We start from the raw sequence: 17,618 nt of genomic DNA, 5'->3' as shown, positions 1-17,618 counted from the left end.
ATACAGGAAATTAGCTAAAATCTCAATCTTTAGTTGCGGTTCAAATCAACATAGCCAGCAGGACATTGCATATCGTCTCCTGATAGCTGTGGTTGCGGCGGCATTTCACGAGTTGGCTGAATACTTTCACAGAGCTTGGCGAGGGTATTAGTCTCAGTTCTAGCAGATTTTACAAAAACTATACCTGTGTAACTCTTAAGCCCTTCTTTTTTTGCTAATCCTACATTCTGGATAACACGCTTTTCATCAATTGCAACGATGCTGTAAGCGTAGTTTTCTGTATTGGATTTGATGCCTAATCCCAACTTCTCTAAGTCTGAGGTGAACTGGTTGTTTTCCAAAAAGAATGCTTGCTGTGCGCGATTCATTGAACCGACATATGTTTTTGCCTCTGACTGTTTCGGTCTGTTTAATACCTCTTGCTCATCCGCAATGGTAATCCCTAAAGGCAGTGAAGCGACATCAGATACCTTCTGATACAATTCTTCTGAATTCGATACCTTTGGAGATATTCGTAACTGATTATCTGATGTAAATTCAAAAGTTCCGTTAAAAACCTGATTACCACGAATTGAGGTAGTTAATTGATTTGGTTGCGTCTGATCATTTACTTGATAGTGGAACTCAACGGCTTGATTAGAATTGGACGCTATAACAAACGACTTTCCTTCAGGGGTAAAAATGAGTACGTTTGATTCTTTATCTCGCCACTGACCAACTAGGCGTTTGATAGTGGGATTGTCTGAACCAGTATTTGAGGCACTCAACGTAGAAGAATTACTAGGAGATTTTGATGCAACTAAATTCCAAAGTCCAAAACCTGCAAGTACAAGTATTAGTGTAGAACCAGAACCAATCAAAGCCCATTGCCAAGGCACAAGGTTAATCTTTGTTTGTGGGGAAGTCATAATGGTATCCCAAGGAATTTATTTCAAGTTTGAGAGGGTGCATTTTTTGTAACTTATTAGTCAATAATTTTGATTGACTCTTAATTAATCTGGAAGATAGTCAGTTTTTTTGCCCCAACAAATAGTTTTTTTCCGTTATCTATAAATGCTAGAAAAGGCGAACTTAATTCTTGATAAAATATTTCCTTTCCAGAACGTATATCAACAACGCCCATACCGTTAGTAGAAAGATAACCATTCATGTCATCAACTACCAAGTTACCAAAAGCAACTAAGTTATTATCTGGGCTGATAGCAAGAGAGACAACGCCGCCATGATCAATGGAGATATTTCTACGTATCCGGGAATCGTAATATTGTTCTTTACGAATTTTCGCTTGTTTAAGTAGCTTTGCTGATGCTAAATCCCACAAAAAAATTGTTCTTCCACTTTCCGCCGTCACTCCGTTTCTATAATAATTAGAAGTCACGATTTTTGTACTATCTGAACTCAGCGCAAAAATATCTGCTTTAATTGCATAAAGAAGACGTTCTGATTCAACATCCCAAACATACACCAGATCTGAATGAGAAAATGCGTGATCACGTGAGCCTATTCTTCCTACTAAAAATCTTCCATTTTGACTTATTGAAAGTTTTTTAATATAAATTTCCTTTCTATCGTCATTACGAATATTAGATAAAGGTATAAAACTATTAGGCACACCAGTAGTTAAGTTTTCTGGTGCATAAACCTCAATCCCTTTATCATTTATAGAGTAAATTTTCTTGCTACTTGGATGTATAGCATCTATACGCCTAACCTTACTTGTATTAGATTTTAATAAACCGGCAGAAGGTATCCATAGAGAATATTCAGCATTCTGATTATAGTACCCAGGTGTTAATGAAATCCACTCATTTTTCGGCTCAAATTTGATACCTCCGTAAGAAGATGAGATTGCAATGCTACTAATTATTTTCAATTCTGATGCATCAATAAGATTTGCAAAATTCTCAGGAGTAGAACCTTCGGTGCTACCTCCACAAGCTACTAATGTTTTATCAAGGCTAACATCTCCAAATTCACATGGAATATCTAGAGTCTTAGCACGGAAAATTTTCACTGCTTCTGCTGGCTTTTGCAAAGTCATCACTCCAAAACCAACAAACAAACAACCTGCAACTAATCTTACAATTCTTCTCATTTGTTCCTCGCAAATAGACTAAGTATCATGAATATAAGTTATTAATTTTTACTAAAATAGGAAGGCATTAATAAAATTAACAGAAGCACAACTACTACCTCCTCTTGCACAAGAAACTTCTATTGCAAGATTTTTTTTACCAGTTAAATCTAGATTTTGTACAGTTATTTGTCCAGACTTTAAAGTTTGAGAAGCAACTTGTTCACCATCTAGATAAAAATTAACTTTTGTCTGGGAGCCTTTTGCTATAAGTGAATAAGCATTATCAGCGTCATCTTTAATACCAAACATTGTGCTAAATTTTGAGAAGCTTGGTAAATCCTTAGACTGTATTCTACAGATAACAAGTAATCTATCAGAAGAATAGCCTACTGCTAAAGAAAAAATAGAATCCAAAAGTTGTCTACCAATAGTAACTTCTTCAGTATGAATAGATAGCTTATTTTCTGACATTAAAGCTGGTTCCTTAATACAATGTGCAGTTGGTAAAGGAACCTTATATTCAACTTTAGCAAAAGCAGTAAATGGAATTAAAGTTAGGATTGTACTAAAAAGAGTGAACATTAGATAATAATATCTACTCCTGCTAGATTTAGATTGGTATGTTGACTCAAAATTCATAGGTATTTCTCCTTGACTATTTTTCTAATGATTGTTTGAAGATGTAGCTGTATGAATTCACAGATAATATTTCAACTGTTTAGTTGTCATAACTGAGAATCATAAAAATGATGCTTCCACAAATTCAACTGCTGGACAGTAATCAAAATTGTAGAGTTGTTGTGTACAGGTAACTTCTATTGAAAGATTATTATTGTTAGTCACATTCAGCTTTTGAGTAGCAAGTTGTCCAATTTCTAATACCTGAGACTCAATAGCTTGACCATCTAAAAAGAAGGTTACTTTAGTTCTTTTAGCTGCCTCATAATTAGCATCATCTTTAATACCAAATTTGACCCTAAATTCTGTAGAGTGTGATTGTTTTTTGACTGGTATTTTACAAACAATATAGGCTTTATATTCGCTGAAGTTTTTTACACCTAATGAGAATATAGAGTCAAATAGTTGATTGCCAATAGTTACTTCTCTGATTTCGGGGGAAAATTCGTGAGCCGGCCCGTATCCAGATTTTTGTAGACACCGCGTTTCTGATAAAGGTATCTGCTCTTCTGCTTGGACGGATGTAACGAAAATTATAGGTGAAAGCACTGCCATGAAAACAGAAAGTGTTTTGTGAAAAAATTTATTTTTTGTTGAATGTTGCATATTAATCCTCTATTTATAGATTTCAAGTTGATGTTATTAACTGAAATGAACAAAAACTCTATTGCTGATAGCAGCTAATAAATTCTCTAATTACCCAGCCCCACACTCTATATTTACCGTTGTAATAGCCGCCTATTCTAGCCCAAGCACGATTTTGGCTATCATGGGCTATTTCGAGAATATCAACTTGTCTGCCATTTTTGAGAGTATTTATTACCTGACCATTTGGTTGATCGCGCACATTTAGTGGAGTTCCAGTTGGATCTGTTACTTGACAACCTGTTTCCGCCTTCACGGGTGATAATGTGACAATTCCAAGTAATCCTGTAGTAAATAGCAGGAAGAATATTTTTCGGAAAAGGGAGATTTTCATATTTTAGTTAAATTGGTGAATTATGTAAAAGTAGTAAACTAACGCCTATTTGGTAGAGAAGTAGTACAACCAGCTTGCTGTAATTTTTCTTTCGTTTCTGCACTAAAATACCAATTGTTGGGTGGCGCTATAGATGCCAAGTCTAACTCTCTTTTTTGAGAGGTAATCGTGTCGTAAACTCCAGATAACCCTTTCACAAAAGAAAGTTTGTCATTCTCTGTATTAATAATTTTCCCAAAAACTCTACCAATCTCTACATATTGAGAATTTTCTGTAATTCCGACAACGCAAACTTTGTTAGGTGTATAAGAAGGTAAAATTGAAACGGTTAATACAGAAATAGAATTTTCTGTTGAGAAAGCACCATTTTCCCAATATCCCAAGAAAGGTATTGCACTACTATGGATTTTAGACCAGGCTTGTTGAAAAGATTTTAACTCGTTACTTTGCCTTCGGGAATAATCTCCCAATCTAGTAAGAAGTTGGTTAGCAATTTGGCGAGGAACTCCCTTTTTGACTAAGCAACTAACTTCACCACAATAATCAAATTTACGAGGATTACCGTCAATAATTTTCCAGCGACCATTTTGACGCTTTAAAGTTACTCTTCCACTATTTTGTCCCAGAAGATACTGTAGGGTGGCATAGTTATCAATAACTACAACACTGTTAACTGGCCCATAACCACGTCGTACCAAGTTGAGAATAGCAGAAGTATCGTCACGTTGAGATTGTGTAAAAGCTTGTGAGAAGTTAGTAAGTAGAAGTGCTAAACTCAAACCCAAGCAAGATATAAATCTTATTCTCATAATTTATTGCCTAATTTATAAATACTTTCCAGTTTCCTATTTAACAGTCTTATTTTGGACGTGAAAAAACGCAACCCTGTGATTTAAAACTCTGAGCAATTGTATATCTCTGGTTCGCATCTATTACACGGTCTTTTATCCACTCTACAGGTGTTTTAAGTGGTTCTGGATTAGCTAGCGGGGAATTGATGTTTAGCTGAGGTTTATTATCTATAACAACAGCTATGCCTAAATAATTGCCTTCTTTAATATATATAGCATCACCGCGAGTATGTATTTGTCTGTTAGATACAGTACCTACAGTAAAATTAAAACTTTCTAGTCCTTCTCCTGTGGAAATAATGCATACTCGATCTTTCACATTTGATGGATAAATACTCTCAATCTGTTCGTATCCTATCCAACTACCGAGGAAAGGTGTAATGTTTGGATTTACTTTTAACCATGCTTTTACAAATGATTGAATTTCCTGTTTTTGTGCAGAAGTCCGACGGTCTTGAATATATCCACGACGAACCTTGTCCTGCTGAAATTGGTTAATTAATTGAATAAAGTCGCTTTTGAGTTTCTGCATTTCTCCATTGCTAGGATATCGATCAAAAGATGCCAAAGTAGGTAAATATCCAGCGATTATAACTACTAGGCTTGTACCAACGCTAAGTATGACTTTATTTTTATGTAATAGTCTTATGTGTTTCATGATTTCTCAATTTTTCAACCCAATTGTTCTTTAGTCTTTCTTCTCAATAACTGGCAATAAAGGCTAGGGCTGTATTATCTGGATTTTTAAGTCAAATACCTATCCAGTCAGCTAATTTTTTTAACCAACTCTTCTTACCCTGCTATTTCTTCCGACATATTTCCTCACAATAAAAATGATTAAAATGCTTATATTGAGATGATATTGGCTTGACTATATATCATCTATAAGTTTTAACCTTCTTTGTCTTTTGTATCTCCAGTCTGTCTATTAAGACGGTGCTGTAAATATCGTTTTTTTAAACTAAGTCCAGCAATTATAATCCCAAAAAAGGACGAGGCTAGCTTTAAAAAACAAATACTCATGCATTTATAAAAAAGTATTATGATAAAAGCTAAACAGAATACAAATGGAGTTGCAAATTGTCTGACTAATTGTTCAAATCCTAAAACAATAGCATTAATAATACCAAAAGTCCCATCAATTAAGATTTCTTCTAGTTTTGACATACTTTGACGATAACCTAGCATCATCATTGGTGTCTTTGCCGTTATTGCTAAAGCATTGATTAGTTGTCGCAATATTAAAAAGAAGGTGTTAGCAGGTACAATTATGCATTTTGCAAAAATATCAACTATTCGTTGGTTTACTTGGACTTGAGTTATAAAAATTTCTGCAATTAATGTCTCCAGTTGCTGTTGCTTATTTACTAGAGTAACAATTTGTTGATTAATTTTTTCAATTGATGATGTCATCAGCATAATTAATATTTGGATATTTCTTGAAGATCATTCTGATTTTTATCGAAATTTTATTGGATATACATCCTCAAATCTCTTATACAATTGAGATATGTAATACTCTTTCAGGTCTTAGCTATACCAAGACCTGGCAGAGTATTTAAAGTTCACCAGATAATCCTGGTAAGCTTAAGGGTCAAAATGCTTGTCTCGACTTGATCCACAAATATTTACTATGCTGCTTGATGCATAAATTCAGATTTATAAAAATCAGTCGTAAGTTCCATTACTACTAATTTTTCCTTTATATATACATTCTCCATCAACATAAATCTCTCCACTGAATTCGGGACCATAATCGTCAAAGTCAATATATGCATTGCCACTGGAGTCTGAGTGAGTTGATCTGACTCCACCTGTGCCAAAGAATCCTGTACTGGCGCTGATATAAGTCTTGACACCCGATTCACCAACACGAATTTTAATCATGAACTAATTACTCCTACTCAAGGATTTGATTGGTTTCTACTTATTTAATTGGGACTAACCCTAAGCAAGTATGAGGGTCGTATGATTTTTTCTCAAAGAATTTTAGAATCCTCGCTAAATCAAGCTTCATAACCTGTTTTTTGGATAAATCTAATATATCTATTGGGAATACTCTCAAGCCAATATGAGGGTAGTATGAATTTCTCAAAAATTATTTTGGTAAGAGTTTGCGATCGCTCATCACACACAAAGCTTGTAACTACTAGAAAAAATCACTATAAATGCCCTCCATACATGGAGCCATAATTGAGAATTAGCCCCCTAATTATCTAATTGGGAATAACCTCAATAAAATATGAGGGTAGTGAGATTTTTTGGAGAAATCTTTTTTTATCTTTTATAAATCCCGTACAAACTCATAAATTGATTTTAATTTATATCTTTTTAATTTATACTTCATGATTTTATGATTGTTCAATTTTTATTTATTGTTAAGTGTTTATTCTGTTTCAAAATTTTGGATTTAGAAACTACTGTTAGTTTATGAGTAAAAGACATTCATTTTCTCACCGTTTTAACTCAATAAATTGCAGTTTCTTACTTAAATTTCAAATCATTGATTGGAGATATTTTGTTATGTTTTCCAACAGACCGAAGATTAAGCCAGTTCCATTGATAAAGGCGCTCTGTTTTCTACTACCTTTGTCCTTTATACTGACTGCAAATAAAGCAACCCTTGCAGCTGATTGGATGTATGCTCGTGATGCTGCGGGTGATGCGCTGGATACAAGTGATGGAAGTGCTTTTGATATTTTTGGTATTGGTATTAAAGATGATGGTAATGATGTTTGGATTGGCATCAACGCAAATATGAGTCGAGATGGCTACAATATGTCCAGAGTCTGCAATGGTAAACAATGTTACAATATATCTAACGGCAACATTGGTTGGGGTGACTTATTTTTCGATTTCTCTGGTAATAGTCAATTCGGTACTTCTAATGATAACCGGCAATTGTTCGGTATTCGATTTGCACCTGGCAATGATTCCAAAGTGGGACTCGGTGTTTACAAGAATGTTTTTGGTGTTGGGGTTGAAACCCAGAATGCAGGTTATCGAAATTTCGGTCGTTATTACAACACCTTATCAGCGAAGCAAAAGCGAACAGCTAATGTTGGAGATTTAGCTTGGAATGATACCTATTGGGGTGGCGATCCGCGCTATTCAGGAGGACGCTATACCTATTCTTTGAATACAGAATCAGTACCCAATGTAATTGCTTCTGGCGATCGCTTGGGTGATGTAGCTTTGTTAGATAGTAATTCATTATATGCAGCAGGGTTTGGCCAAGGTCTTTTCCAAGGTTCTCAATTATTTGGCTTTAAGTTTTCTCGATCTCTTTTACCAAGTGGTAATTTTATCGCCAGTTTATTTGAAGAATGCTTAAACGATTCGATCGCACTTCGCGGTCATTTGGACGCGCCACCACCACCAAAAATCATACAACCACCAGTAACACCACCAGTAATACTGCCACCACAACCACCTACATCACCTATTAGAGATGTACCGGAACCATCTGGCGTAATTGGCTTGCTAATATTTGCCTTGCTTGGAAAAAAGCGTACTTTACAAGTAAAACGAGATTTATAAGTAAGTAAATCAATCAAAACTATTGTGGGGTAGGCAATAAGCCTACCTTATTATTTTTAGCTTCCATTCAAAATAATATTACTCATTGATGAATTGAAACACTTACAGCATCAACAAATTGTTCTGGTGCTACCCACTCTTTGTCTAATTGTTTGAGTAAATTTATCCAGGCTCCTTGAATTTCAGCATCACCTGGATATTTAAAATGCAATTGTGCCAAATCATTGACTGCATCGTACCAAAGATTATTTTTAGTATAAAAAATATATTTATATAACTTATCTACTTGATGATGCAAAAGATTACTATTAATAACTTTGTATTGTATCCATCCATCAACAACCGCATCAGGTTCATCGCTATTACTCCCCTGACAATTTAACATCAAGTACCAACGGTAATTCTGATTTGGTTGCAGCAAATTTTTTGACGCTGAAGGCAGAGTAATTTTTATCAGTCCTGTTGTGGTAGCTAATTTAACTGTAGTTTGATAAATAGTTGTGTGTTCCTGCGCGTCAAGTAGTATAAATTCGGCGTGTCGTATATCGTTCTGGCTGTAAGGTACATAAAACCAAAAGCTGGGATACGGAGAGGCTGTAAAATCATTGCCATTGTTGGCGTTAAGTGCTGTCAGTGGTTTATTAGTTTGCTTACACGTTGCTTCTGGGCGCGTTGTACCGGGTGTGGAATTTCCTTTCGGCGTACCTGTCGTAGGTGGTGGTGGTGGTGGTGAAGTTGCGGATAAATTTGGTTGTTCGAGTGCTTGTGTACCCAACATCAAAATCCCACTACAGATAACCCTGACAAAAATCCCAACCTCTTTCATGTCTGTTGTTTGTTGTAAACGGCATTACCTAACCAAATAACACCCCAAGGGGCGACCAAGGCGATGATTCCTGGAATCAGTGGTATCCACCCACCCAAAGAGAAAATACTCCAGCAGATTCCGTATAAGATAGCACTGCATATACCAAGTGCCAAGCCTCGGTGAAGTGAGATTTTGACACGCCAAACCACAATACTTCCCGTCAATGACCAGCAAAATATCCATAGGGTTTCACTCCATTTTGGTAGCCACCATAATAGTGGTCTGTGGTCTTCGACGGTACTGAGTAATTGACTCACGACATGGGCGTGGATTTGAAGCGATCGCATTTCACCGTAGGGTGTCTGATGGGGGTCTTTGATGCTTGCTGCAACTACACCAATCAGAATGACTCTATTTTTCACCCAAGCGGGGTTAAAGCGATCGCGATCGCCATTTAAAATATCTCTCAGGGTGACTTGTTGAGCAATATGAAGGGGATCTAGAGTATGGCGATAATTAATTAGCAGTTGGTTTCCTCGTGCATCTAAGTTTTGATACCCCCCACTAGATTTTTCCAGCCGCTTAATGACAAATGCGCCGAATTTCCAATCATCTTTGAAAGTTGCTATTGGAATTTTTTTAGCATTGAGATATTGATATGCTAATTGCCAGCCAAAGGAATATTTTGCAGTACAGGGAGAAGCTTCAGATATAGGATTTTCACTGCGAGATAAAAGATAGCGACGGACTATTTTATCTTGGTTGTTAGTTTGCTGTTGGTCGTCGTATAAGTTCACAAAACCTACTGAAATTTCTGGACTTTGAGATGGAGGTGCAATGCTTTGTTCAGGACTGTTATTCAACGCACACACAGCCATCAAATTGTGATTTTTATAGAAATTATTAATAAGTGTTTGGTGACTAACTGCATCATTAATTGGTACAGGTGAATCACGGACAATGCTTAAGCCAATAGCTGCGGGTTGATACTGCTGCAATTTGTCCAAAAGCCGATTTATTACAGCATCTGGGAGAGGATAACCATAGGTGCGGATATCCTTCTCATCTGCGCCAACTATTAATAGACGACTGTCTTCTGGTTCTGGCGATCGCATCTGCATTAGATGGTCAAATGCTTTCATTTCCCAAGATTGTAATATCCCAAAACCTCGAATTATTGTCACCAAGCTAGTGATAATAAAACTAACAATTAAAGTGGTTTTATAATTAGTTTTAAACTTATTTAATGAAGGTACATATTTATTTAATTCCTGATTATCACCTCTTAAGTTTTCCCATAGAGGTGAGATTTCTGCTGGATTTTGACAAATTACTGGCAACCAACTAGCAGCCGGAAACTCACTTTCTAAACCCTGCAACTTTTCCCTAGCCTGTCGCACTGATAAATAAAATGATTGACCTTGAGCAAAGTTTATTAAAAAGTGCTTCAAAAACTCCTGTGCTACTTTATCCGGCACTTTTTCGCGCATGACAATAATTTGGGGAATATGTAAATCATCTAGTTTTTGTGCTAATCTTAAGCCATCGCAAGAGTTAAAAATTGCTATTTGCAACCCATTATCTAAAGCTTTTTTGAGAGCATTATTCAAATAATTAATATTTAAATTTTCATTTTTATTTATATGTATATAACCCGTGTTATTTTCATGGTTACTGTAACTATGTCCGGCAAAATATAGAATATTCCATCCTTGAACATCCCAAAGTAGTGTATCTAATTCTGAATGTTTTGGTTCAACCAAAAATACTGTTTTAGCAGAGGGTAAACTCTCTAATATCCTTCTATCTGTGTCAATATCAATTCCTTGACTATCACCTAAAATCGCTAATATTTTTACTTTTCGCGTATGATTTTTTAGCCGAGTTTTTGTTTCAAATTCGATGGAACTTAAACCAACTTCTGCTTTGGAATAATCACTAAAAAAACGCCAAAGATGCCAAGGCAGTTTCCTGAGCAATATGTCTTCACTTTGAATAATGAAGCGGATTTCATCATCAATGCTCAACTGCATCCGTAATTGCCGATCAATGTGGCGAAACTCTTCAGCATCTAACCAAATATCGATTTGTTTTTGTAACTCATAAGATACTTTATAAAAGTCTACATCAGAAAAGTGAGTCACATCAGCATCATCAATTTTGATATCTTCATCCCTTGGCTGAGATTGGCGTAAACCTACATTTATATAGCGAGATTCGTAGATTAATTCATATAATAATTGCCAACGACGATATAGGTCAATAAGAGTTGGATTAGCTGGTAAATTACCTTGAAATTGCTTCCATTGTGAATTACCTCCTTTTTGTATACGTTCTGAAACTGATTTCTCGGAGAATAGCTGAACAGTCACAAAAGGAAAACCTGAGTCTAAGTTCCCTTTTCCCAGGTTTAAGATAACTAACTTACTCATTGCTGTGTAAATGCAATTGGTTCAATTAGAAATTCTTCAGTCAGACTGAACTCATCAATAGCCACCTGAATTTTAAAGATTTTTCCTGGTGAGCAAATAAATCGTTTCAATTGAATAAAGTTATCTTGAATCCGCGATTGAATTTCCTGAAGAATTGATTCTGATTGAGAAATTAAAGCTAGTTTGATATTAGGCGGTAAGTAAGTTTGTCCTTTAGCTGGATGCAGTTGTACGCGCACAGCTACTTTTCCATCAGCTTCTGGTGTCAAACCAACCAAAAGTGCCACTGATCGATGACTCAATTGCATTCCCAAATCAATTAGTTTGATGCCGTCTACAGATATCCCTTTAGCTGCTACTTCATAGTGTCTAAAAGTATAAACTAATTTTCCAGATTCTTGATTAAATAATGTGTTTAGAGATTGCCAACCATTATCAAAGGTGTTTTGTAACCATTGACTCAAGTTGTTTCCTTTGGCTATATTTTTAGTCACAAATCTGCCTATCCGTCTGTGATATAATTGTTGTCGCCATTCATCATTCTCCAGCAGTGCTGCCCACTGTGCAAATGGTATATCAACTCGCAAACGCGGAGAATAAATAGATGCATCTCCTAATAGTTCTAATAAATTTTCAGCCTCAATATTAGATAAAAATGGCAATTCTGGGACTTCTGCACGCATTTGTATTCCCAGTGTCACCTGCATTACTGTGAGATTTGTGATTAAATGGTCTGTTGGTAATATATAAGTGCGATCGCATGGTTCGTACTTGCTCAACTGTTTGACTTGACGGTGTGTTGTAAATCCCTGTACTGTCAATGTACATTCGTCTGCATTTGCTTCTAAATCAACCTGTACGGCTAAGTAATAGTCACCTACAAAGGCGGGGATATCTATCCACTCTTGAGGAACTCGCAGTGATTCTGAATCTATGTTTTCGTAGGGAATAAGTATAATTCGCCGCGAACCAATCTCGATTGCAGCACCATTTACTACTTCTAAAATGCTGCGTAAGCCATCTTCACTAGGATAGATTGAAGGTTTGGATAAGGCTTCATCAGAGAGTTGGTCATTTAGCCAGCCTAAAAATGTATACAAACAAACACGATTCAAATAAGCACTATATTGCGCGATTTTATGGGAATGCCGTTGTGCGTCTTTCCAGGCTTGCTGTTGTATGGAGGTAGGTATTTGGAAAAATAATTGGTTATTCAAAGCTAATCTAGTTTGTTTATTATTGTATTTATCGTACAACAAAGGCATATATTTTTTTTACAATTCTTATGTTAATATCAAATCTTTAAAATGTAGTTTAAAGTTACATTTTTCGAGATGTTTATATTGTTTATTTAGCCAGATACTTAAAACTTTTTTAATCATTATATCAAGCTCTTTGAGTAATGCAGTTTCTAATTCATAATTTGTTTGATAGAGTAATTCGTTGACTATATCTACAGGAAGATCAAGTTGGTTGCTAATAGTATTAATGTCTAGTTTTTCTGCGTAGTGAAGTCGCAATAAATTCTGAGATTGAGTTTTCAGTAATTTGACGGCTGTAACCAAGGCTGCATGGATTAAATCAGAATAATCAGGAGTTTCGTAACTATACTTCAACCACCTTGTCACATACCCTGTGACCCATTGCGACGGTTGCTTTAATGAATATACCCCATTAATTAGCCTGCGCTCAATAGTTTGTAGGCGACGTGCGATCGCTCCTTGGGTGACTGCAAACTTTGCAGCGATTTGTTTTTGATTCCATCCCAATCCATAGTAAAGATATAAAATTTCTTTTTGCTCCTCATTAAGCGCCAGTAATTCGTGTTGTAACACTGCCTCCATTTGCTGACAAAGCCTTTCTTGCTCAGGTGGAGAATCTTCTATTTCCAGGTGAAAACCCCCATCCGACTCAATTGTATAACTAACTGCACCCATTACTTCCAGGGAAATACTTGGGACAATTGACTGGGGGTAATTTCGCAAGGCGGTAATGCAAGTTTCCATCCACCTTTGTAGTTGTTCTCCAGTCACATCTTTACCAACTGCAACTTGATGCGGTGCTATGGCTAGAAGTTTTTCGGCGTTGTAATATAGTTGTGATTCTTGAAAGTCATTACTGTCTGGTTCTATCCAACGTCGTCCGCTACGAGTTTCAGGGTTTTGGATTTTATTGAATTGATAAACTTGTTTAAAATATTTACGCGCAAACAAAAATCTGGAAACCTCCGGTTCACGTATACCATATCGAATTAATGCTTCTTTGAGTTCTTTATTACTTTTTTTGCACAACAACCGCCATTGAGAAAATTTGGCAAGTGCAGCTTCGTCTTTAATAGTTTTTCGCAAAACTTCAGTTATGTAAGCATAAAGTGGCGAAATGCTGGGGTCATACTTCGCTAAAATTTTCGGAAATTTTACGGGATCGTAAATTAAGCACCTTGCGGAAAAAATATATTCTTCCCAACATTTAGATTGCTTCTCTTTCCATACTTGTGAAGCAGCGCGATAGCAACTCTCTTCACAATACAGACTTAAATGCTCCCATGCTTTTTGGGTACGGTTTTCTGGTTCCCAATTATATTTTGAAGGCAAGTTACTTAGCGCCATATCGAGCCAGAATTGAACTAAGCCTTGCTCACTTTGTTGATTCAATAATGCTGCAAATTGGTCGTGTTGAGTTTTATATAAATCAATATTTCGCTGTAAATGTAGTTCAGGTTTCCATTGAATTGCTCTTGTACTAATTGAATTATCCACAGTCATGTACATATAGAATCGATGAACTAAGTGCTTAAGGCTAGACAATATGGGTAATCGATTTAACATTCTGACCTGATGGGCGCACGCTTCCAAGTTGATTTTTATGGATTTTTAATTAATAAACCATATAAAAACTAGCCTTTTTATGGTGTGATCCAAAACCTTGCCAATATGTGTCAAATCGAATAGCAGGTGTAGGTAGTGTGGGGTTATATCATGTTTGTCTCGTGCTAAGTGTCATAATTTCGTTATCTAAGTCAGGTCATAGTAATTTGTAAGCATTGGGACTGCGGCTTATTAACCATGATGTTCAGACAAAGAGTTAAGTTTCTTATTTCAATATTGGGGCGATCTCAAACCATTTATGCAGTATCATCCCAAAAAGCTACCAATTTCGCTATGACGCAAAAAATTTCAGACTCTCCGTATTTACGACGAGAGCGACAATTTCTAATACATTTGTTGCTAATATAAATCTCCCTGCTTTAACTTTTTCAGCTTCTATTACTGCTTCTGAAGTTTCTATCTGACCTTTAACTTGATATTTTATTTGATTCGGCTGGGTCAATTTATTTGGTCTACCTGCTGTTTTATATTCTGGTTTCTCTATGTATTCAATTTCTTTTATTTGGTGATATTTCCAGGATTTTGATAGCTTTTCTATTGCTGTTTTAGCATCTGGCTGACAAGCAAACTCTTGCCTTGATAGTTTAATGAAAGAATTCACAATAATTCAGGCTGTAGCACCCATATAACCTTTAGCGTCTGGAAGATCCCAGATATGAACTGCGTAGTTAGATGTATTACTACTTTCATTTAATGCGCTCGCAGTTTTGATGTCGGAAAAATTCTATATAATTCTACCGTAAAGGGTGATTATACGGAAACTTTCTGTATAATAAAGATTTGGGCAGGGGAAAGGCAGTATATGATGGCGGCGTATGGTTCTTGTATAAGCGGTACTCGAACGTACTTTGTTGTTAAAACGGGATTCTTTCGCTCTCTTCAATGGAAGGGAGCTTCGTAACATGTGCATTTCAGCAGGGAGGTTCGGATGAAAAACTTTGTTCCAACAAGTATTGCATTGGCAGGTCTTGTGCTGCTTGCTGCGTCCGCAACGCCCATACACGCGCAATGTGCCGCGCCGAAGTATGTTAGCGGAGTTTGGAAGGCGAATGATGGGGGCACATACCACCTTCATGCCATCGGCAGTACCATTTGGTGGGTCGGAATGAGCGGTGACGACGGTCGTTCCTGGACGAACGTGTTCAAAGGTACGCGAAACGGCAATATCATTGATGGGGAGTGGGCCGACGTTCGCGGACAAGCGTGGGGACATGGAACGCTCAAGCTACGGATATCGGGTACAACTTTTATGGAGAAAATCGACGGCACTGGCAGCGGATTCGGCGGGATTCGTTGGGGCCGTGGCGGATGTAACGACACACAAGGCAACCCGGGGTAGTGTGAAGGTAGCTGCAACCAGGGGCAAACTGAACAGTTTAGTTTATATAAATTGATAAATATGTTTTCCGCCCAAGCAGCGATCGCAGTTAAGATTATGGGAGTTCTCCACAATGGCTTCATGTTGGTACATCTGTTATTGCAATATTAAGAAACCACAATTCTTTTCCGCAGTGAACATTTATTAGCGATTGTTTTCTCAAGTTATCTAAACAGAGTTCAATACTGGTTCTCTCTAAAGATTAGAGCGCTGCGTAGCTTGCCGCCGTAGGCATCGCTGTTATTCAGCCAACTCCAGGGTAACGGTAGTAATGCAACGAGAGTATTAAATTGCAGATGTTACAGATAGCGATGTCTACTTTTTGGGGCTGTGACGCTCCTGCGTCGCTCTAAGCGAAGCTATGCCGCAGGCTTTACGCTACGCTATCCGTGTCGCTGGCACTACCAAAAAAATGCGTTAGTGTAGCTCACCATAGGTATCGCTTTAGCGTTTTTGGCAATTTAGAGCGGTAAGTGCAGAAGCTTGACGCTGGGTATACTTAACTTCCCATCCAGGTAAATTCCACCAGACAACACGCTTTTTTGGCTCTAACCAAAAGTCTAGTTGTTTGATTAAGCCATTCTCAAAAACTAGTTTCGGGAAGGTAGGATAGTCACGATCATCACTCTCGCTATAGTTACGTCCAAGATAGTTAAAACAAGCCTTTAATCCTTGAGCAACTCCCAACTCTTCAACTCCAATGCCTTTTAAGGTCGAATTATCGTAGCTGAAGCTGCCATTGAAGGATTTGCCTGCTAACGAGCCTTTAGTGACATTAATTGTAAAGTCATAGCTAACAGTAGAATTTTGGGCAAGACTTGTTGCAATTACGCCACTGCTGAGAGCAGCTGCTGCAATCCCAATTGCAAATTTAGGCAATAGTTTGAGCATGGTAGTATTGATGTTTGAAGTTTAGTGCTTTCGGATAATTTGTGCGTAGACGTGCAACGGCTTGTCGATAGACATCGCCTATTGGAGAGATCGTCATTACCTAACTTATGCTTGGCAATGATAAAAAGCATATCACCTACTTTGATTTTTTCTAAAGGGTAATGCAGGCAAGGTCAACCGTGAGACCATCGTGAACGTCGGCAGCTGACCAGTGTTGTCAAACAGCCCGACGCTGTAGCTACTTCCATACGGCACGGCTAATGAAGTGCCACAAGTTACTCAAGCAGGCGCACAATTAGAGCTAGAAAACTGGACTACTGGAATATACTTTTTACCTAATGTTTTTAGAATTGCAATAGTAGCTATTAACCAACTACCAGTTACTTCAGAGACGCTATGGTTGAGGTAGCTACTTTCAGCAACAGCATCAGCCTAGAAATCAGCATTCCCCGGCAAGGGCTAGGGAACAAAAAGGTATTAAGTCGCGGCTAAATTGCCCCAACCCACATAAGGTAATTTTGCAGATGTTGCCCGAACTTGGTCAGAGTTAGCTACTAACTGACCGCAAGCGTCCCAAGTTCCAGAAATGAATGTGCTTCTAGTACCTTCACCGATCGCAACTGGGGCGGTGTAATCACCAATTTGAACTTGCAAAGTTTCCAAATTCACTGTCACATCTACTTGAGGATTGGCAGCAACTAAATCTTGCAGTTGTTTAACAGTAACAGCATCAGCTGTCAGACAAGGTATGCCCATTGCCACACAGTTACCGAAAAAGATTTCTGCGAAGCTTTCACCGATTAAAGCTTGGATTCCCCATTTTGCGATCGCTTGGGGTGCGTGTTCTCGTGATGAGCCACAGCCAAAATTTCTATTTACTATTAAAATATTCGCCCCTTGATATTGGGGTTGGTCAAAGGGATGTTCACCTTTAAGTGCTGTCCGGTCATCAATAAACACGCCTTCACCTAAACCATCAAAGGTAACGGCTTTCAAATATCGCGCGGGAATGATGCGATCGGTATCTATATCATTGCCCACTAAGGGTATACCGCGCCCTGAAACTGTTTTAACTTCACTCACCATAATTTTTATA

General features: G+C 37.4%; 17 protein-coding genes and 1 pseudogene. 2 read left to right on the top strand and 16 right to left on the bottom strand.

The features are described 5' to 3' along the window. Positions 1-29: 29 nt before the first annotated feature. From V7K98_RS22805 to V7K98_RS22765, 9 genes are all read right to left on the bottom strand, one after another. On the bottom strand, positions 30-908 hold the full coding sequence (locus tag V7K98_RS22805; RefSeq protein WP_335025948.1) for a type IV pilin-like G/H family protein: 879 nt from the start codon (positions 906-908) through the stop codon (positions 30-32). An 80-nt stretch (positions 909-988) separates the two neighbouring features. Further along, positions 989-2,095, bottom strand: coding sequence for a WD40 repeat domain-containing protein (locus tag V7K98_RS22800; protein ID WP_335025946.1), 1,107 nt, complete (start codon positions 2,093-2,095; stop codon positions 989-991). A 51-nt stretch (positions 2,096-2,146) separates the two neighbouring features. Beyond that, positions 2,147-2,716 (bottom strand): NPCBM/NEW2 domain-containing protein, encoded by a 570-nt coding sequence (locus V7K98_RS22795; RefSeq protein ID WP_335025944.1) that lies wholly within the window; start codon positions 2,714-2,716, stop codon positions 2,147-2,149. 99 nt (positions 2,717-2,815) lie between these two features. Beyond that, a complete protein-coding gene (locus tag V7K98_RS22790; RefSeq protein ID WP_335025942.1) occupies positions 2,816-3,361 on the bottom strand; it encodes a hypothetical protein in 546 nt (181 codons plus the stop codon). Between the two features lie 58 nt (positions 3,362-3,419). Next, positions 3,420-3,734 (bottom strand): SH3 domain-containing protein, encoded by a 315-nt coding sequence (locus tag V7K98_RS22785; RefSeq protein WP_335025940.1) that lies wholly within the window; start codon positions 3,732-3,734, stop codon positions 3,420-3,422. A gap of 38 nt (positions 3,735-3,772) precedes the next feature. Continuing rightward, positions 3,773-4,543, bottom strand: coding sequence for a hypothetical protein (locus tag V7K98_RS22780; RefSeq protein WP_335025938.1), 771 nt, complete (start codon positions 4,541-4,543; stop codon positions 3,773-3,775). A gap of 49 nt (positions 4,544-4,592) precedes the next feature. Continuing rightward, positions 4,593-5,243 (bottom strand): hypothetical protein, encoded by a 651-nt coding sequence (locus tag V7K98_RS22775; RefSeq protein WP_335025936.1) that lies wholly within the window; start codon positions 5,241-5,243, stop codon positions 4,593-4,595. Between the two features lie 233 nt (positions 5,244-5,476). Then, on the bottom strand, positions 5,477-5,998 hold the full coding sequence (locus V7K98_RS22770; protein ID WP_335025934.1) for a hypothetical protein: 522 nt from the start codon (positions 5,996-5,998) through the stop codon (positions 5,477-5,479). A 255-nt stretch (positions 5,999-6,253) separates the two neighbouring features. Next, complete coding sequence (locus V7K98_RS22765; RefSeq protein WP_335025932.1) at positions 6,254-6,472, bottom strand: hypothetical protein; 219 nt, start codon at positions 6,470-6,472, stop codon at positions 6,254-6,256. A 636-nt stretch (positions 6,473-7,108) separates the two neighbouring features. Between V7K98_RS22765 and V7K98_RS22760 the strand changes: the two genes are divergently transcribed. Continuing rightward, positions 7,109-8,125, top strand: coding sequence for an XDD3 family exosortase-dependent surface protein (locus V7K98_RS22760; protein ID WP_335025930.1), 1,017 nt, complete (start codon positions 7,109-7,111; stop codon positions 8,123-8,125). A gap of 82 nt (positions 8,126-8,207) precedes the next feature. Here V7K98_RS22760 and V7K98_RS22755 read toward each other — a convergent pair whose 3' ends face one another. From V7K98_RS22755 to V7K98_RS22735, 5 genes and pseudogenes are all read right to left on the bottom strand, one after another. Next, positions 8,208-8,951 carry a DUF928 domain-containing protein gene (locus tag V7K98_RS22755; RefSeq protein WP_335025928.1) on the bottom strand — a complete coding sequence of 248 codons (744 nt, stop codon included), beginning with the start codon at positions 8,949-8,951 and terminating at the stop codon, positions 8,208-8,210. Then, positions 8,948-11,365 (bottom strand): CHASE2 domain-containing protein, encoded by a 2,418-nt coding sequence (locus tag V7K98_RS22750; protein ID WP_335025926.1) that lies wholly within the window; start codon positions 11,363-11,365, stop codon positions 8,948-8,950. The genes V7K98_RS22755 and V7K98_RS22750 overlap by 4 nt, the downstream gene beginning before the upstream one ends. After that, positions 11,362-12,630 carry a DUF1822 family protein gene (locus V7K98_RS22745; RefSeq protein WP_335025924.1) on the bottom strand — a complete coding sequence of 423 codons (1,269 nt, stop codon included), beginning with the start codon at positions 12,628-12,630 and terminating at the stop codon, positions 11,362-11,364. Before V7K98_RS22745 ends, V7K98_RS22750 begins: the two co-directional genes overlap by 4 nt. Before the next feature lie 18 nt (positions 12,631-12,648). Then, entirely contained in the window at positions 12,649-14,193 is a 1,545-nt protein-coding gene (locus tag V7K98_RS22740) for a sigma-70 family RNA polymerase sigma factor (protein WP_335025923.1), read from the bottom strand. A gap of 382 nt (positions 14,194-14,575) precedes the next feature. Then, a pseudogene (locus tag V7K98_RS22735) lies at positions 14,576-14,839 on the bottom strand (IS1634 family transposase); the annotation flags it as partial. A gap of 342 nt (positions 14,840-15,181) precedes the next feature. On the opposite strand from V7K98_RS22735, the gene V7K98_RS22730 reads away from it, so the two are divergent. Beyond that, entirely contained in the window at positions 15,182-15,592 is a 411-nt protein-coding gene (locus V7K98_RS22730) for a hypothetical protein (RefSeq protein ID WP_335025919.1), read from the top strand. Positions 15,593-16,075: 483 nt separating this feature from the next. Here the strand turns inward: V7K98_RS22730 and V7K98_RS22725 are convergent, their stop codons facing one another. Together V7K98_RS22725 and leuD are read right to left on the bottom strand one after the other, a co-directional pair. Next, positions 16,076-16,522: a hypothetical protein gene (locus V7K98_RS22725; RefSeq protein ID WP_335025917.1), complete on the bottom strand. Its 447-nt coding sequence runs from the start codon at positions 16,520-16,522 to the stop codon at positions 16,076-16,078. A 477-nt stretch (positions 16,523-16,999) separates the two neighbouring features. Further along, positions 17,000-17,608, bottom strand: a complete 609-nt coding sequence (gene leuD / locus V7K98_RS22720; RefSeq protein ID WP_335025915.1) for a 3-isopropylmalate dehydratase small subunit — start codon at positions 17,606-17,608, stop codon at positions 17,000-17,002. Between the last annotated feature and the right edge of the window lie 10 nt (positions 17,609-17,618).

Origin of the sequence: Nostoc sp., assembly GCF_036917435.1 — a bacterium.
Lineage (GTDB): Bacteria > Cyanobacteriota > Cyanobacteriia > Cyanobacteriales > Nostocaceae > Nostoc.
The sequence above is the reverse complement of the archived record's forward strand: the minus strand, read 5'-3'. Positions and strand labels throughout refer to the sequence as shown.

Excerpts from the sequence above, each read along its gene's own strand:
- V7K98_RS22730 (WP_335025919.1), top strand. The coding sequence starts at position 15,182 with ATGAAAAACTTTGTTCCAACAAGTATTGCATTGGCAGGTCTTGTGCTG.
- V7K98_RS22755 (WP_335025928.1), bottom strand. The coding sequence starts at position 8,951 with ATGAAAGAGGTTGGGATTTTTGTCAGGGTTATCTGTAGTGGGATTTTG.
- V7K98_RS22765 (WP_335025932.1), bottom strand. The coding sequence starts at position 6,472 with ATGATTAAAATTCGTGTTGGTGAATCGGGTGTCAAGACTTATATCAGC.
- V7K98_RS22785 (WP_335025940.1), bottom strand. The coding sequence starts at position 3,734 with ATGAAAATCTCCCTTTTCCGAAAAATATTCTTCCTGCTATTTACTACA.
- V7K98_RS22775 (WP_335025936.1), bottom strand. The coding sequence starts at position 5,243 with ATGAAACACATAAGACTATTACATAAAAATAAAGTCATACTTAGCGTT.
- V7K98_RS22760 (WP_335025930.1), top strand. The coding sequence starts at position 7,109 with ATGTTTTCCAACAGACCGAAGATTAAGCCAGTTCCATTGATAAAGGCG.
- V7K98_RS22790 (WP_335025942.1), bottom strand. The coding sequence starts at position 3,361 with ATGCAACATTCAACAAAAAATAAATTTTTTCACAAAACACTTTCTGTT.
- V7K98_RS22750 (WP_335025926.1), bottom strand. The coding sequence starts at position 11,365 with ATGAGTAAGTTAGTTATCTTAAACCTGGGAAAAGGGAACTTAGACTCA.
- V7K98_RS22770 (WP_335025934.1), bottom strand. The coding sequence starts at position 5,998 with ATGACATCATCAATTGAAAAAATTAATCAACAAATTGTTACTCTAGTA.
- V7K98_RS22725 (WP_335025917.1), bottom strand. The coding sequence starts at position 16,522 with ATGCTCAAACTATTGCCTAAATTTGCAATTGGGATTGCAGCAGCTGCT.
- V7K98_RS22800 (WP_335025946.1), bottom strand. The coding sequence starts at position 2,095 with ATGAGAAGAATTGTAAGATTAGTTGCAGGTTGTTTGTTTGTTGGTTTT.
- V7K98_RS22780 (WP_335025938.1), bottom strand. The coding sequence starts at position 4,543 with ATGAGAATAAGATTTATATCTTGCTTGGGTTTGAGTTTAGCACTTCTA.
- V7K98_RS22740 (WP_335025923.1), bottom strand. The coding sequence starts at position 14,193 with ATGTTAAATCGATTACCCATATTGTCTAGCCTTAAGCACTTAGTTCAT.
- V7K98_RS22805 (WP_335025948.1), bottom strand. The coding sequence starts at position 908 with ATGACTTCCCCACAAACAAAGATTAACCTTGTGCCTTGGCAATGGGCT.
- leuD (WP_335025915.1), bottom strand. The coding sequence starts at position 17,608 with ATGGTGAGTGAAGTTAAAACAGTTTCAGGGCGCGGTATACCCTTAGTG.
- V7K98_RS22745 (WP_335025924.1), bottom strand. The coding sequence starts at position 12,630 with ATGCCTTTGTTGTACGATAAATACAATAATAAACAAACTAGATTAGCT.
- V7K98_RS22795 (WP_335025944.1), bottom strand. The coding sequence starts at position 2,716 with ATGAATTTTGAGTCAACATACCAATCTAAATCTAGCAGGAGTAGATAT.